12 protein-coding genes are annotated in these 16643 nt (G+C 46.3%); 9 read left to right on the top strand and 3 right to left on the bottom strand.

The genetic code is table 11. From position 1 onward, the window contains the following. Nucleotides 1-21: 21 nt before the first annotated feature. The 5 genes from NFI80_RS12440 to NFI80_RS12420 all read left to right on the top strand — a co-directional run bounded on the left by NFI80_RS12440 (nucleotide 22) and on the right by NFI80_RS12420 (nucleotide 6576). Nucleotides 22-426 (top strand): hypothetical protein, encoded by a 405-nt coding sequence (locus NFI80_RS12440; RefSeq protein WP_233795671.1) that lies wholly within the window; start codon nucleotides 22-24, stop codon nucleotides 424-426. A gap of 131 nt (nucleotides 427-557) precedes the next feature. Beyond that, nucleotides 558-992, top strand: coding sequence for a hypothetical protein (locus NFI80_RS12435; RefSeq protein WP_235158273.1), 435 nt, complete (start codon nucleotides 558-560; stop codon nucleotides 990-992). 178 nt (nucleotides 993-1170) lie between these two features. Continuing rightward, nucleotides 1171-2085 carry an ABC transporter ATP-binding protein gene (locus NFI80_RS12430; RefSeq protein WP_233795673.1) on the top strand — a complete coding sequence of 305 codons (915 nt, stop codon included), beginning with the start codon at nucleotides 1171-1173 and terminating at the stop codon, nucleotides 2083-2085. Between the two features lie 33 nt (nucleotides 2086-2118). Then, a complete protein-coding gene (locus NFI80_RS12425) occupies nucleotides 2119-3447 on the top strand; it encodes an ABC transporter permease (protein ID WP_235162880.1) in 1329 nt (442 codons plus the stop codon). Nucleotides 3448-3603: 156 nt separating this feature from the next. Further along, the gene (locus NFI80_RS12420; protein ID WP_233795675.1) at nucleotides 3604-6576 is read left to right on the top strand and encodes a glycosyltransferase family 117 protein; all 2973 of its coding nucleotides are present in this window, start codon (nucleotides 3604-3606) and stop codon (nucleotides 6574-6576) included. A 279-nt stretch (nucleotides 6577-6855) separates the two neighbouring features. Here NFI80_RS12420 and NFI80_RS12415 read toward each other — a convergent pair whose 3' ends face one another. From NFI80_RS12415 to NFI80_RS12405, 3 genes are all read right to left on the bottom strand, one after another. Beyond that, nucleotides 6856-8034 (bottom strand): endonuclease/exonuclease/phosphatase family protein, encoded by a 1179-nt coding sequence (locus tag NFI80_RS12415; protein WP_235162881.1) that lies wholly within the window; start codon nucleotides 8032-8034, stop codon nucleotides 6856-6858. Nucleotides 8035-8180: 146 nt separating this feature from the next. After that, the gene (gene dnaJ / locus NFI80_RS12410) at nucleotides 8181-9344 is read right to left on the bottom strand and encodes a molecular chaperone DnaJ (protein WP_233795677.1); all 1164 of its coding nucleotides are present in this window, start codon (nucleotides 9342-9344) and stop codon (nucleotides 8181-8183) included. Nucleotides 9345-9359: 15 nt separating this feature from the next. Then, the gene (locus NFI80_RS12405) at nucleotides 9360-9962 is read right to left on the bottom strand and encodes a nucleotide exchange factor GrpE (protein WP_235162882.1); all 603 of its coding nucleotides are present in this window, start codon (nucleotides 9960-9962) and stop codon (nucleotides 9360-9362) included. A gap of 160 nt (nucleotides 9963-10122) precedes the next feature. Here NFI80_RS12405 and queG point away from each other — a divergent pair, with 160 nt between their 5' ends. From queG to NFI80_RS12385, 4 genes are all read left to right on the top strand, one after another. Continuing rightward, nucleotides 10123-11070: a tRNA epoxyqueuosine(34) reductase QueG gene (gene queG / locus NFI80_RS12400; RefSeq protein WP_233795679.1), complete on the top strand. Its 948-nt coding sequence runs from the start codon at nucleotides 10123-10125 to the stop codon at nucleotides 11068-11070. 102 nt (nucleotides 11071-11172) lie between these two features. Further along, on the top strand, nucleotides 11173-11586 hold the full coding sequence (locus NFI80_RS12395) for a DUF1761 domain-containing protein (RefSeq protein WP_233795680.1): 414 nt from the start codon (nucleotides 11173-11175) through the stop codon (nucleotides 11584-11586). A gap of 381 nt (nucleotides 11587-11967) precedes the next feature. After that, the gene (locus NFI80_RS12390) at nucleotides 11968-15030 is read left to right on the top strand and encodes a SusC/RagA family TonB-linked outer membrane protein (protein WP_235162883.1); all 3063 of its coding nucleotides are present in this window, start codon (nucleotides 11968-11970) and stop codon (nucleotides 15028-15030) included. Nucleotides 15031-15056: 26 nt separating this feature from the next. Then, on the top strand, nucleotides 15057-16628 hold the full coding sequence (locus tag NFI80_RS12385; RefSeq protein ID WP_235158280.1) for a SusD/RagB family nutrient-binding outer membrane lipoprotein: 1572 nt from the start codon (nucleotides 15057-15059) through the stop codon (nucleotides 16626-16628). The last annotated feature ends 15 nt before the right edge of the window (nucleotides 16629-16643 follow it).

Genomic DNA, 16643 nt, shown 5'->3' with positions numbered 1-16643 from the left:
ATTTTTTAATTTAAAATAATCATGATTAATAATAGTAATGAAAATGCCCTGATGGACGACGCCAACTCACCTGAGTTGAACCAGAAACTGATGGGTTATATATCGCAGGACTTTATCAAAGTGGCGGATCAGCTCAAAGAAGCGTCTTATCAGATCCGCAAACGCGGCTTTTCTGACTATCCGATTTTTATCGTGAGCAATAGTGAGGTGGAATTAGGCGCACTGCTGATCGATAGGACCGAACTGACAAATAACTACGCCTATCGCGCTAGTTTCATGCAAGAATTCGTGGACAGGAAGCTGATTGGCGAAGAATCGGTTTTAATGTTCACCGAGAATTACAAAAATGCCGACGAGTTCTGCTGCCTTTTTGCATTGATCGGCGATTTTTCCGGCTTTGTTTTTGTGCCTTATCCGGAAGACTAATGTGCCTTTGATATGCCAAAAGCCGATTAATAAACACCGGCAACGGTTGCTAATCAGGTTAGAAGGGTTACAAAGTTTTCTTTCTAGTTTTAGTGATTAATTTAGTGATATTCAGCTAAACGTACCTCTTTATGCAATCAAACTTACCTTTGGAAAAAGAATTAGAGCCCATCTTTTTACAAAAATTCCCTCCGTTTTCAGAGTCTGTCAAAGAATTTTTGGTGCATTACGGGCCCTATTTCATACTCGTTTTATCCATCCTTGGGATTTTAGGCTTGCTTACGGCATTCGGCATTGGTGGCGCAGCACTTGGGCTGGGCGCCGTTTCGGTCGGCATTGGTTTTAACTTTTATGTGAGCATTGCCCTTGGCGTTATCACGCTCATCATGTACGTGCTGGCATTTTCGCCATTGCGTGCCCGCAAGCGCGAGGGTTGGAACCTGCTATATTACGCATTGCTTGTGGGTTTGGTGAGTAATTTGATCCAGCTTAGCATTCTGGGCGCGCTCATCAGCGGCGTCATCGGGTTTTGGGTTTTATTTCAAATCAGAGAAAAATATATCTGAGCACATTTCCTGAATATTTGAAAATCGAAAGCGAGCGGTGATCCGCCCGCTTTTTTTTATTTTACCACTGATCACTCGATTTTAGACGCTCATAATGTAACTTTAATCCGGCCGCTGATTACTTTGCATTTTACACCGCACAAGTTCGCAGCTCATTTTACAGCCGATTATATAGATTATGAATATCATAGAAGTCCGGAATGTTACCAAGGAGTATTCCAATCACGTTGCATTGGATGATGTTAGCATCAACATCCCAAAAGGATGCATTTTTGGCTTGCTAGGGCCGAATGGCGCGGGAAAAACCTCGCTAATCCGGATCATTAACCAGATTACCGGGCCGGATAAAGGTGAAATTTTGTTTGACGGGAAGCATTTAAATCAAAGTCACATTTCGCGGATCGGTTATTTGCCCGAAGAACGCGGACTTTATAAAAAAATGAAAGTAGGGGAGCAGCTGCTCTATCTGGCGCAGCTCAAAGGCTTGTCGCAGAAACAGGCGATGGACAAGCTGAAAACCTGGTTTATCAAATTCGACATTAAAACCTGGTGGGATAAAAGCGTTTCGGATCTGTCGAAAGGAATGCAGCAAAAGGTGCAATTTGTTTCCACCGTGCTCCACGAACCTGATCTGATCATTCTCGACGAGCCCTTTTCAGGTTTTGACCCCATCAATGCAAACCTTATCCGGGACGAAATTCTGGAATTAAAACAAAAAGGAAGCACGATCATTTTTTCAACGCACAGAATGGAAACCGTGGAGGAGCTTTGCGACAACATTGCGTTGATCCACAAAGCCAAAAAAGTGCTTGACGGACCCAAAAAGCTGATTAAGGAACAATTTAAAACCCACACGTATTTTGTTGAATATAAAGGAGATCTGAGCGGTCTGGAAGAATTTTACACGCTTACTCCTGAAAAAGAACTTGAAAACGGTTACAGGCGTACGAACATTCACCTGGGCGAAGTTGCGAGTCCAAACGATCTGCTCAGGGATTTGCTGCCGAGAGCAGAAATCCGGTCTTTCGGAGAGAACATTCCAAGTATGAGCGACATTTTCATGCGCTCCGTCAATGAAGTCCCCGAAGCATAGTTTCAAGCCGTCCTACATTTAAAACTTTCCACAATGCGCAATATATTTTTGGTAATCAGAAGGGAATATCTCGTAAGGGTCAAAAAGAAGTCATTTCTGATTATGACGCTGCTTGGGCCGTTGCTATTCGTCGCTTTTTACGGTGTAGTGATTTGGGTTGCCGTTGGTTCTGTTGACACAAAAACGGTCCAGGTGCTGGATGAGAGCGGTTTGTTCCGGAATGAATTCAAGAATAGCGAAACATTGAAATTTGCTTATCTGGATTCGTCCATAGATTCTGCCAAAGTCAAATTCAAAAACAGCGACGCGAATGCATTGGTGTACATTCCTAAAAATGTCATTAAGGAACCGAAAAGCGTCCGTATTTATGCTGCAAAAAATGTGAGCATGGACCTGAAATCGGAAATCGAAAAGGTGATCGAGAAAGAAATCGAAAACATTAAGCTTGAAGAAGCGGGTATCACGCACAAAATCCTGGAAGATTCGCGTGTGAATGTGAGCTCGGAAACCATCAGTCTGAGCGAAGAAGGCGAGAAAACGAGCAGTTCAGGAGCCGCAACGGTGATTGGCGGCATTTGTGCATTCCTAATATATATGTCCGTTTTTATTTACGGCACGCAGGTGATGCGCGGGATAACAGAGGAAAAAACAAGCCGGATCGTCGAAGTAATCATTTCTTCGGTTAAGCCATTTCAGTTAATGTTGGGTAAAATCATTGGAGTCGCATTGGTTGGGCTTACGCAATTCGTGCTTTGGATTTTGCTTACAACTGCATTAACGAGCGCTACTTCGGCTGTTTTGAGCAACCAAATGTCCAAAGAATCGCCTGAAATGGCACAGGAAATGGAAAAGGTCCAAAAGGGCATGCCCGGGCCATCGGGTATGCCGGGCGGTAATGTGGAAAATCCGGTTGCAGAAGTTTTGGGAGCCATCAACAGCCTGAATATTCCATTGATCCTGGGCTGTTTTCTGTTTTATTATTTGGGAGGTTACCTGCTTTACAGCGCGCTTTTCGGAGCCGTAGGTGCTGCGGTGGACAATGATGCAGACACCCAGCAATTCATGCTCCCGATCACATTACCAATCATTTTCTCTTTTGTTTTCGCCCAATTCGTCCTGCGCGACCCCGACGGGACATTGGCATTCTGGACCTCCATTATTCCCTTTACATCGCCGATCATTATGATGGTGCGGATCCCGTTTGGCGTTCCGGCTTGGGAAATTGCGCTGTCTATGGTGCTGCTCGTGCTGGGTTTTATGGGCACAACGTGGCTGGCAGCCCGGATTTACCGCGTTGGTATCCTGATGTACGGAAAAAAAGTAAGTTACAGAGAGCTGGCCAAATGGATCTTTTACAAGTGAAAGGGTTTTAAGTTCTTTAACACTTTTTAAGAGAAGGAAAATCTTACTGTTGAGGTAATTTTGCTAATTTTGGCCGACCATTGATAAAACTGCCCATAGCGAGTTACCGTTTTTGCGCATTTTGCCCATAACATTTTTAAATTTACCGTCTGTCAAATGACCCGTTTCAACCGTTCCAACAACCTTACGGGTTGGATTGTTTTCGCAATTGCATTAATCACATATACACTTACAGTCGAACGAACTGCCAGTTTTTGGGATTGCGGAGAATTTATCGCTTGCGCTTTCAAATTACAGGTGCCACACCCTCCGGGAGCACCTTTTTTTCTGTTAATAGGCCGGATTTTCTCATTATTAGCATTCGGTGACCTCACTAATGTTGCTTACTGGATCAACATGGTTTCCGTGCTAAGCAGCGCATTTACGATCCTCTTTCTATTCTGGACCATTACATTGCTGGCACGCAAGCTGATCGCGAAAAGCGATGCGGACCTTACATCAGGCGACATTATCCTGTTGATGGGCTCCGGAATTGTGGGCGCACTTGCTTACACCTGGTCCGATTCGTTCTGGTTTTCAGCCGTTGAAGCTGAGGTTTACGGAATGTCCTCATTCTTCACGGCGATCGTTATCTGGGCCGTTTTCAAATGGGAACGCGTCGAAGACCCGGCTGCTGAAAACCGCTGGCTGATCTTTATCGCTTACCTGGTCGGGCTTTCAATAGGCGTCCATTTGCTGAATCTGGTAACTATTCCGGCATTGGCGTTGGTTTATTATTTCAAAAAATACCCGAAGGTCAGCGTTTTCGGAGGCATTCTTGCATTTGCCGGCGGGCTTGTTGTCCTGGCTATTATCAACTCAGGAATCATTCCTGGCTTGCCAAGTGTGGCGGGTAAATTCGAGATCTTCTTCGTAAACTCACTTGGGCTTCCTTACAAGTCAGGGGTTATATTTTTCATCATTATTTTCATTGGTGCCATCATTTGGGGGATCCGTTATTCCCACCAAAAAGGCAATGTGCTCCTGAATACCAGCTTGCTTTCACTTGCTTTTGTTTTGATCGGTTATGCAAGTTACCTGATGGTGCTTGTGCGTGCGGAGTACAATCCGCCCATCAATGAAAACAATCCTAATGACGTCCTGAGCTTTGTTTCTTACCTTAAAAGAGAGCAGTATGGCAGCCGTCCTTTGCTTTACGGGCCTTCATTTGTATCCCGTCCGGTAAGCCAGAAGCGTGGTGCGCCTATGTATCGCAAACAGGATGGTAAATATGCTATTTATGACTATCGTCCTGAGTATGAGTACGAACCGGGGAGCAGCATGTTATTGCCGCGCATGTATAGCACGCAGTCGGGTCACCCGCAGCTTTACCAGCAAATGACCGGCCTGGCAGAAGGACAGAAGCCAACAATGGGTAACAACCTGTCTTTCATGTTCTCGTATCAGATCGGGCATATGTACTGGCGTTATTTCCTTTGGAATTTTGTAGGGCGTGAAAGTGACGAAGAGGGGGCTGGTAATATGCTTCCGTGGGATGCCGGCAAAACATACCCTGCACCGATTGCCAATAACAAAGCGCATGACAATTATTTCATGCTGCCATTCATACTGGGATTACTCGGGGTCGTGATTGTTTATTTCAGACAAAAACGCGACCTGCTTGTCCTTGGATTGTTATTTATTTTGACCGGGGTAGCACTCGTTGTTTACCTGAACTCGCCGCCAACAGAGCCTCGTGAGCGTGATTACATTTACGTGGGGTCATTCTATATTTTCTGTATCTGGATTGGTTTTGGCGTCATTTCCATTGCCGATGCATTGAGCAAATTCGTAAAAAGCGCTACTACAAGAGCAGGAGCTGCCACGGCGATCTGTCTGGTTGTTCCCGTTATTATGGGAGTAAAAGGGTGGGATAACCACAACCGCGATAACCGGTTCCATTCCGTGGATTTTGCCAAAAACCTTTTGAACTCCTGCGCACCGAATGCGATCCTTTTCACCGGTGGGGATAATGATACATTCCCATTATGGTATGTCCAGGAAGTTGAAGGGTTCCGGACCGACGTGCGTGTATGTAACCTCAGCTTGCTAGGAACCGACTGGTATATCGACCAGATGAAGCGCAAGACTTATTTGTCAGAAGCGCTTCCGATTTCTCTGGATAAAAACAATTACGCTTTCGGTAAAAATGACATTGTGCCGTTCTATGAAATTCCGAGCGTAAAAGAAGGGATTAACCTGAAAGAATATCTTGGATTGGTAAAACAAGAAAATAAAGCCATTCAAGTGCCGCTAACCAGTGGCGATATGACTTCTATCTTGCCATCATCTGTGCTTTTCCTGCCTGTGAACGCAGAGGCGGTTAAGAAAATGAATATTATCAAAAGCGACCTGATCCCATTCGTAAGCGATTCCATCAGCTGGACGATCGGCAAGGGTGACTTGTATAAATCGGACCTGATTATGCTCGATATTATTGCCACAAACGACTGGAAAAGACCGATTTACTTCTCTTCGACATTGGGCGGATCGAGTTACCTGAATTTGAAAGAATACATGCAGCTGGAAGGATACGCTTACCGCCTGCTTCCCGTAAAAGTGCCGGGAGCCAGCGACGGCTACGTGAACACGGATGTGATGTACAACAACCTGATGACCAAAATGTTCTGGCGGGAGCTGGATAACCCGAACACTTACTATGACAACACATATCTGGGTTCACCGGTTGCCACGGCACGTATCGCATTCCTTCGCTTAACGGGTCAGCTGATCGCAGATGGCCGCAAGGACGAAGCTAAGAAAGCAATTGAAAAATCATTGGCCACAATGCCGGACAAAAGCATTCCATACGATCAGTTCTCGGCAAACTTCATCGGGCCATTGTTCGACCTGGGCGAAACGAAAAAGGCATTGGAAATAGCAGAAACCATGGCAACCCGCGCCGACGAGGTATTAACATGGGCCAAAGACAACGGCACCACAAAACGCCGCGACACCAACGTTTATCTCTACATCATGCAGATCATCGTCCAGGAATGCCGCGAAGCGAAGCAAGAAGCCGTCGCAAAGAAATACGAAGCCATATTCCAGAAGCACCTCGCCGCATTTAACATGTACGGCGGGCAGTAAATGCTGTTATAGTAACGACGTGTGGAAGTAATTAAGGGGGCGTTATCACCAAGGTGGTAACGCCCCCTTCGGCTCCGCTCAGGGTGACAGGGCGTCTGTCTTGTCACCCTGAGCGGAGCCGAAGGGCTAGCACAACGGCACCTTCGGAGGCCCGACCGCTGGGCGGCCAATGGCTGAGCGCCAAAGCTGAACATCCCTTGTCACCCTGAGCGGAGCCGAAGGGGCGCTATCATCTAGGTGATAGCGCCCCCTTCGACTCCGCTCAGGCTGACAGGGAGATCAGTCCAAACTAACCTTCACCCAAACCAACCGGTGATCCGAGCTCGACTCGCGTTTTTCAACCAATTCAGCCAGCGGTTCGCCTTTGGCCGGCCAGAAGACACCGCTATCAATGAATTTCAACCCAGCCCGTGAAGGCAACACGTAATCCGCCCGCATGCGCCATACGGCCGTGTGGGTTTTAGCGAACGGATTGCTGCTGGAATGTTCAAAGCCGCCTTTACTGGCGGGTGTTGCATCGTTGTTGATTTTTGGGTGGGACAAGAGTGATTTTATTCCTTCACCGATTGCATTGCCTTCATCAGGCGAAGCATTTTGATCTCCTAGTATTACAAAACTGGCATCCGGTGCCAAAGCGCCACGTGTTTCTTTGTCATCATAAATGTATGCACCTTGCTCGCCGCTGATGTAATCTTTCCAAAAACGGATTTCATCATGGTTACGCTTGCCATTACGGTCCTCAGCACCGTCAAAGCTGGGTGGCGTGGGGTGGCTGGCCAGGAAGTGGATCGTTTTTGCGCCCACTTTTACCGGAACATCCCAGTGCGACTTAGACGAAAGCGGAAATTGCTGCCATGCCTCCGGTGCATACCAATCGCTGCCGTCCGGTTTTTTCGTTTGCAAAGCCTGCGGCATATCCTTCCACTTGAAATGCTGGAATGTGCGCACCTGGTCCGTTTCGATCGGGTATTTGGATAAAAGCACCATAGCATACTGTCCTGGATACACCCCGAATCCCCACGCATCCGCTCCGAATCGTTCCGTTTTGCCGTTATTATCAAGATCGAAAGGGCTTGGCTGTCCGGTGTTGGATGTTCCGTAATAGTAATAGGGATAATCAATGGCCTTTGCGCCATCGGAATCAACATTCAGGTAAGCTTTCACAAACTGTAAAACGCCCTGCTGCGGATCGGCGATGTAGTCAAACTCGTTCAGCAGGATCACGTCCGGTCTTACAGTCTTAATAATCCGTGCAATGTTGCGGATCTGTGGATTCGTGCCGCTGGCCAGCTCTTTGACCAACACTTGTTCCGAAATGTCCTTTGTGCCTTTTGGGACATAATTTTCGGCTTCCATACTTACATTATAGGTAGCGAAGGTAAGTTCGGAAGGGTTGTTATTTTGAGCGAAAAGCATTCGGGGAAGTAATAGGGCAATGGTAATTACTAAATGTTTCATATTTGGATTAAATGAATTACAGTACCGGACCGGGTATTGTCTCCGGTTAGAGCGACGACAAGAATAACCACATTCCGGTTCAAAGTAAACAAGCCGCCTCATTGCTGAAACGGCTTGTTATATATTTAACGATTTGATAAACCTTCTCAGTGAAAGAAATCCTTCATTTTGTCAAAGAAGCCTTTCTCATTCTTTCCTGGCTTAGGCTGGAAGTTAGGCGAATGACGAAGTGATTCCAATGTTTCACGCTCGTCAGATGAAAGTTGCTGTGGCGTCCACACATTAATATGAACCAACTGATCACCTTTGCCGTAACCATTCAAATCTTTGATCCCTTTACCTTTCAAACGAAGAATTTTACCAGCCTGCGTGCCTGATTCAATGTTGATCCTGGCTTTGCCGTCAATGGTCGGGATTTCAACGGATGTTCCTAATGTAGCATCGATAAAGCTCAGGTGCATGTCGAAAACAATGTTGTTACCATCTCTTTTCAAATTTGCATCTTCTTCTTCCTCAATCACAATCAGCAAGTCACCCGCTACGCCGCCTCTTGTAGGCACATTGCCTTTACCGGACATTGAAAGCTGCATTCCTTCGGCAACACCGCCCGGAATGTTCAGGGTGATTAGGTCGTCCTGCAGCAATCTTCCTTCTCCCGCACAAGAATCGCAGCGCTCGCTGATAATCTTTCCATCGCCGTTACAAGTCGGGCAAGTGCTTGTTGAAACCATCTGGCCCAACATTGTGCTTACCACTTTCCTAACCTGACCTGTCCCGTTACACGAATTACAGTTGGTCAGCGACGTTCCGTTTTTCGCGCCATTGCCACCGCAAGTGTTGCAGGTTACATGTCGTTTTACCTTTATTTTTTTCTCAACACCATTAGCGACTTCTTCCAGGTTGAGTTTCAGCTTAATCCTGAGATCCGAGCCTTTACGCACCCGACGGCCGCCTCCACCGCCACCGCGGCCAAAAATGTCACCAAACGGACTACTGTCGCCGAAAATATCGCCGAATTGAGAAAAAATATCGTCCATGGAAAATCCTCCGCCGCTGAAACCACCCGCACCGGCACCTGCGCCGCCTACACCCGCATGACCATATTGATCATAACGCGCGCGCTTGTTCTCATCGCTGAGAATGCTGTACGCTTCGGCCGCTTCCTTGAATTTGTCTTCCGCAGTAGGATCGTCCGGGTTTTTGTCAGGGTGAAACTTGATTGCCAGCTTACGGTAAGCCTTTTTAATCTCATCTGCGGCAGCACCGCGGTCTACGCCAAGGACTTCGTAGTAATCTCTTTTCTTTGCCATTTTATGTTGCTGAAATTAAGCTCCTACGATCACTTTCGCGTAACGTATCACTTTGTCGTTAAGAAAATACCCCTTTTCGATCTCATCGATCACTTTACCTTTAAGATCTTCAGAGGGAGCAGGGAATTGCGCAATTGATTCGTGAAGCTCTGCATCAAATGTTTCACCTTTGGAATCCATTGGTTTTAATCCTTTGGCTTCCAGTGTTTTGAAAAGTTTTGTATATATCAAATCAACGCCCTCTTTCAATGCATCGATTTCAGTAGAGGATTCAAATGATACTTTTGCGCGCTCGAAGTCGTCCACGATAGGCAGGATTGCCTTCACCATATCCGAGCTGGCGCCAGAGATCATTTCCAGTTTCTCTTTTGCCGTGCGTCTGCGGAAGTTTTCAAAATCAGCATACAGGCGGATATATTTGTCTTTCATCTCCGCAAGCTCGATCCTGGCTTCTTCCATTGGATCTTTTTCAACCGACGATTCATTCAAGGACGCCTCACCAGCAGGCATATCATTCAAAATTTCCTTACCGGCATTGTCCAATGGCACTGAATTTGTTCCACTCGTCTCGTCGTTGTCTAACTTGTCAGCTCCTAGTGGCGCTTGTTCCTCGTTCATTTCGTAATTTTTGTCTTGATCTATATTGAATTCGGTATTTTCAGGCATAATTCTTAATGATATTGTGACGTTTTAATCAACCTTTATTGACCTAAATTATTTTGCCAGGGCTAAATTACTGACAAGATGGCATTTTACAATCAATTCGTAACTTTGCAGCATGACGGCAGAAGATCTTGTAAGGCAGCAGAGGAGTCAGTTTATCAAAGCCAAAGCATTGGAAAATGGCTTTGATTTCTGCGGCATTTCCAAAGCAGACTTTCTGGAAAAAGAAGCGCCGCGCCTGGAAAACTGGTTAAATAAGAACCATCATGGCGCAATGGGCTATATGGCCAATCATTTCGATAAGCGCCTCGATCCCCGTAAACTCGTTGACGGTGCCAAAAGTGTTATCTCCGTTCTGCTCAATTACTATCCCGAAAACAAGCTGCCGGAAGGTCCGGAAGATCTTAAAATCTCCAAATATGCTTACGGGACGGATTATCATTTTGTATTAAAAGAAAAACTGGGCGCACTTTTGCAATCCATCCAGGAAGAGATCGGGGAGGTGAGCGGAAGAATATTTGTGGATTCTGCGCCGGTAATGGATAAAGTGTGGGCTGCAAAAAGCGGATTAGGCTGGGTAGGGAAGCATTCTAACCTGCTGAACCGGGATATGGGCAGTTTTTTCTTTATCGGGGAAATTATCTGTGACCTTGACCTGGCGTATGACGGCGCCGTTCAGGATTATTGCGGAACGTGTACAAGATGCCTCGATGCTTGTCCGACGGATGCAATCACCGAACCATTTGTTGTTGACGGCAGCAAATGCATCAGTTATTATACGATTGAATTAAAAGAGGCCATTCCGCAGGAAGCGCAGGGTAAGTTTGATAACTGGATGTTCGGCTGCGATATCTGCCAGGATGTGTGCCCATGGAACCGTTTTTCCAAGCCGCACACTACCAAGGAATTCACGTTGCCTGAAAGTCTGGCAGGTTTCACAAACAACGATTGGCAGGAAATTACAGAAGAGGTTTTTCGCGAGCTCTTCCGCCGTTCACCCATCAAACGCACAAAATTCGATGGTTTGAAGCGTAATATAGAATTTGTCATATCATCTAAATAAAAAGCACAACTAATTCCGAAACACCCTATATTTGAAATCGGGGGAGCTGCCCGGAGTTCCTGCCCTGGGGTGACCCCATGACTGAATAAAAGACTCAAACAAATGAGAAAACAATCTGTCAATCTTTGGGCCGTGCTTGTATGTGTGGTGTTAGGTCAAATTATACCGGCTTTGTGGTATGCCGCTTTTTCGGACCGCTGGATGGCTTTGAACGGCTTTACCGCGGAGCAGATCAAAGGGAATACGAGTCCCATTCCTTATCTCGTCAGCATCGTTTCATCTTCTTTTGTGGCTTATACGATGGCATGGGTTTTCACCAAGATTCCTGTTAAATCCTTGCCCTCAGGTTTGTTTACCGGCTTGCTTTTCGGCGTGGTTTTTGTGCTTTTTGAAATCATTGTTAAAGACATGTTCTCCATGCGGCCGCTCGCGCTGTCGCTGATCGATGGCGGCGTGCGTGTGCTCGTGTACGCAATTACGGGTTCCATTCTCGGTGCCTGGCGGAAGTACGATTAATTCTTCCTGTCAACAGCCTAATCCTTCTTGCAATAATACTAGTTCCGATGTACACCATCGGAGCTGGCAATGCTATACGCTCATTGCAAACGCTGCTTTCCTTCCCATCCATCTGATCCATAAATTCGGGATTTGACAAATTTCCAAAAACCGCCTCTGCTGCATTGTGTTTCGAGCACGCAAAAAAAACGCAGCAATATTAATAAATGTTAATCCGACAAATAATATTTCTTATTGAGCCGATATTGTCACTTTTATCACTTAGGATATGGAAAATGGCCGAATATTAGTTTAGTGCAATTAAATTTTGCCAAATAAATTGTTTGTGTTCTTTATTAATTATACATTTCATAAAAAATCAATAAACCCAAAGCTCAACCTATGAAAAGAGGTCTACAATACCTGCTGCTCACATTGCTCGTGGCGGCATTCTTTGTTTCACCATCCTATGCCCAGAACCGGCAAATAACCGGTAAGGTGAGTGATGAGAACGGCGCGGGGTTGCCCGGCGCCAATGTGCTGATAAAAGGGACTACGCGCGGGACCACTTCCGATGCCGACGGTGGTTTTTCTATCGGAGTTTCCGCCGGAGAATCCACCCTGATCATATCTTCCGTTGGCTACATGCCAAAAGAAGTAAGCATTACGCCTACAATGACAACATTGCAGATTAGTCTGGAACCGGACGTGAAAAATCTGGGTGAAGTGGTGGTAACTGCCCTTGGTATCGAAAGAAGCGCCAAGTCACTTACCTATGCAACGCAGCAAATCAGCGGGAAGCAGCTCACAGACGTCCGTGATGCCAACTTTGTTAATACACTATCAGGTAAAGTGGCTGGTATTGTAGTCACACAGGGTTCAAGCGGCCCGGGTTCTGCAACTCGTGTAGTGCTTCGCGGTAACCGTTCTATCAGTGGGAATAACAATGCATTGTTTGTGGTAGACGGTGTGCCTATTGATAACACGGTACAGGGCCAGGTTGGCAATGACTTTGGCGGAACAAACGGCAGTGACGGTGCGTCCAACATTAACCCGGACGATATCGAATCGATGAACGTATTGAAAGGCGCAGCTGCATCGGCACTTTACGGTAGCCGTGCTGCCAATGGTGTGGTAATGATTACTACTAAAAAAGGTAAAGCGGGTGCTGTGACTGCGAACATCAATTCAGGCGTTGTGGTTGAAAATCCTTTTCTTCTACCGGAGTTCCAAAATACCTATGGACAAGGCGCTGGTGGCGCTACTTCTACCGCTTATGGTAGCTGGGGCCCTGCTACAACCACTTTTCCTGATAATGTGAAGAATTTCTTCCGTACAGGTGTGTCCACCAATAACTCTTTCGGTATATCTGCCGGAACTGACAAAGTTCAGACTTATACCTCTTATGCTTACAATGCTGTACAGGGTATTATTCCAAATAACAGCTTGCAGCGCCACACATTCAATGTGCGCATCGGTACTCAGCTGACGAAACGTTTTTCAACAGATGCTAAAATCACTTATGTAAATCAGGATATTAAAAACAAGCCTAAATCGGGTGAGGAAAGTGGTCTTGTGATGAACGTATATAAGGTTCCGAGAAGTGTTGATCTGGACACTTACAAGACCTATGAGAATGAAGCAGGAGAGCCTGTTTACTGGACTTCCTCTTCCATCTACATGAATCCTTACTGGACCATGAACAAAACTTCGGACGACGAAAAACGTAACCGGATCACTGCGCTTGGTTCTGCAAAATACAATCTGACAGACTGGCTTAATGTTCAAGGCCGCATCAGTTACGACCGTTACGATGACCGTGTAAACAGAAGCTGGGCTAACCGTACATTGCTTTTCGCCGGCCCCGGTGGATCATACCAGGATTTCTCCGTTGCGATTCTTGAAAAAAACCTTGACGTAATCGTTTCAGGTAATAACAAAATCGGCGAGAACTTTGCCTTGACCTACAACTTCGGAGCGGGACAAACCTACAAGCGTTATTCACAAGTAGGTGCCAATGCAAATGGTTTGCTGGTTCCTAACAAGTTTGACCTTTCTTTTGCAGCAAGCTTGTCGCAGATTGCCAACTTTAACGAGAAAGAGCTGCATTACGTGTTCGGAACTGCTTCATTCTCATACAAGGATTTCTTCACAGTGGATGCAGCTGCAAGAAATGACTGGTCGTCTACATTGCCAAAGCCCTACTCCTTCTTCTATCCGTCATTCGGTGCTAACCTGATCCTTACCGAGGCATTCCAATTGCCGAATTTCATCAGTTTTGCTAAAATCCGCGGGTCGTGGGCGCAGGTGGGTAATGATACTGATCCTTATCTGTTGTCGCAAACGTATACATTCACCCAGGGCGGCACAGGAGGTTATGTTTATCGTGACCCAACTCAGCCTGCTACTAACCTGAAACCGGAGATTTCGTCTTCCACGGAATTCGGACTTGACCTTCGTATGTTCGGCGGTAAGCTTGGGCTTGACCTTACTTACTACAACTCAAATACCGTAAACCAATTACTTTCACTTTCACTGGCACCCGCTTCCGGGTTCTCTCAGCAGTTTATTAATGCAGGAAAGATCAATAATAAAGGATTTGAGCTTTCTGTTACCGCTAAGGCTGCGAAAACTGACAATTTCAGCTGGGACGTAACGTTGAATCTGGCCAGAAACAAAAACACAATTGTAAGACTTGATCCTAATGTAAAACGTGCATTCCTGGGCGGCGGATTTGGCCGGACAGCAACGCCGATCGTAGAGGAAGGCGGTTCTTACGGTGATATGATCGCGCAGCGCTGGATGAGAGATGATCAGGGAAGATTTGTAGTAACGACACCGGATTCGGCGGGCAACAATGGTGGAAAGCCTGTGGTAAGCAAGGAATTTGAGCACATCGGAAATTTCAACCCTAAGTTCACTGCAGGTTTGAACAACTCGTTCTCGTACAAACGCTTCACAGCGAGCTTCCTGATCGACGGCCGTTTTGGTGGCGTGATGACTTCCGGAACAGCTGCCAACCTTGCATTTGACGGAACAGGCGACTTCACTACGGATCACCGCGAAGGTGGCTGGGTGCTACCGGGTGTAACTTCAACCGGAGAGGCTAACACGACACCGATCAATGCGGAAACGTTCTGGACAACAGTATCAGGCGGACGTTATTCATGGGGTGAGTTCTTTACTTACTCAGCGACTAATGTTCGTTTAAGAGAGCTGAGCGTCGGTTACGACATTCCCACGGGACAAGGTTTCTTCATTAAGTCAGCAAGATTGTCTTTCATCGCACGTAACCTGTTCTTTATTTACAGAGGTTCGTCAACGCTTGACATTCCTGGCGAGAAAAAACGCAAGCTGCCATTTGACCCGGATGTGAATTTGGGTGCAGGTAACTTTCAGGGTATTGAGTATGGAAACCTTCCTTCTACAAGGACAGTTGGATTGAATCTTAAACTAGGATTTTAGTAAAAACCACTTCTTTCGATAAAAAAATGAGCATTTTAAATAAATATAGAAAATTTGCCTTAGCGGGTATGGTACTCGGCTCAGCGGGTCTTATGCAGGCTTGTACCGGTGATTTCGAGGAGATGAACACGAGCAAGACCAAGCTCACCACGCTTACAGCTGCCGAGTTGCCGTTCCTCTTTTCCCGCGCTCAGCAGCAGGCATCGTACCAGAGCGGAACTTACCAGGTTGCGCAAAATCTTTTCGCTGACCTTTTCGCTCAGTATTTTGCGACTTCGGTTGCATACTTTCCCACGGACCGCTTTTTTATGCGTGACGACTGGTTGGTCAATCACTGGAACCCGATTTACACGCAGGTTGTGCCTCAGTTAAAAACAATTTTAGAACAAACTGAAGCGAACACCGCCGAAAACGCGCTGGCCAATGTAATGTGGGTTTATGCATTTCACAGGTTAACGGATTACTATGGTCCTGTTCCGTATTCTGATGCAGGTATTCCGGCCATCAGCGTAAAATATGATTCTCAGGAATCCATCTATCGCGACTTTTTTGTTCGTCTGGATGCAGCTAACACCGTTTTGAAGGCTAATGCAGCTGCAAAGCCTTATGGTACTTTTGATTTGATCTATGCAGGTGATGTTAACAAATGGATCAAGTTTACCAACACATTACGTCTGCGTCTGGCATTGCGTATTTCAAAAGTGGATCCTGCCGAAGCTAAAAAACAGGCTGAGGCTGCTGTTGCAGCTGGTGTGATGACAGAAGTTGCTGACGATGCCTACATGGTTAAAAAACTTGTCGGTGATGATGGAAATGGATTAGCGCGTATCGCGGTATGGAATGAGTTCCGCATGAGTGCTTCTATGGAGTCTGTATTAAAGGGTTATTCGGATCCGCGGATCGGGATTTACTATCAGCCGGCAACAAATACCAAAACGTACGATGGTTTGCGTAACGGACTTACTCCTACACAATTGGGTCTGCCTAAGAATTCAAGTGATGACAACTCAAATGTTGGAACGCGCTGGGTAACCGGATCGGGAGCTGCGTGGAATACCAACTTTGAAACACCACAGGATATCATGCATACAGCCGAAGCATATTTCCTGCGTGCAGAAGGTGCCTTGAACGGTTGGAACATGGGTGGTACTGCAAAGGATTTGTATGAAAAAGGGATCACAGCATCGATGGCCCAATGGGGTCTGACAGGGGCGGCGGTGACTACATACATTAACAGTTCAGCAAAACCTGTTGCTCCCGGCGATCAGCAGAACTCACCTGCATTGTCTGACGTATCCATCAAATGGGAGGAAGGCGCGACAGACGCGCAGAAACGCGAAAAGATTGGTACGCAGAAATGGCTTGCATTATATCCTGACGGTATGGAAGCCTGGGCGGAATACAGAAGAACACGTCTTCCTAAGCTTTATCCGGTAGTAAACTCTGATAATGCAGCTGTGCCTGCAGGAAAAGTTTTAAGGCGGATCCCATTCATTCTTTCAGAAAAAGAAACAAACGGAGCAGCCGTTGACGAAGCTGTCAAATTATTGGGCGGACCTGACAACGCTGCAACGCCATTATGGTGGGATAAAAACTAATCCGACAAATGTGTT

It is taken from the genome of Dyadobacter chenhuakuii (genome assembly GCF_023821985.2).
GTDB classification, from domain to species: domain Bacteria; phylum Bacteroidota; class Bacteroidia; order Cytophagales; family Spirosomataceae; genus Dyadobacter; species Dyadobacter chenhuakuii.
Note: the sequence above shows the minus strand (reverse complement) of the source record. Positions and strands in the feature narration are given on the sequence as shown.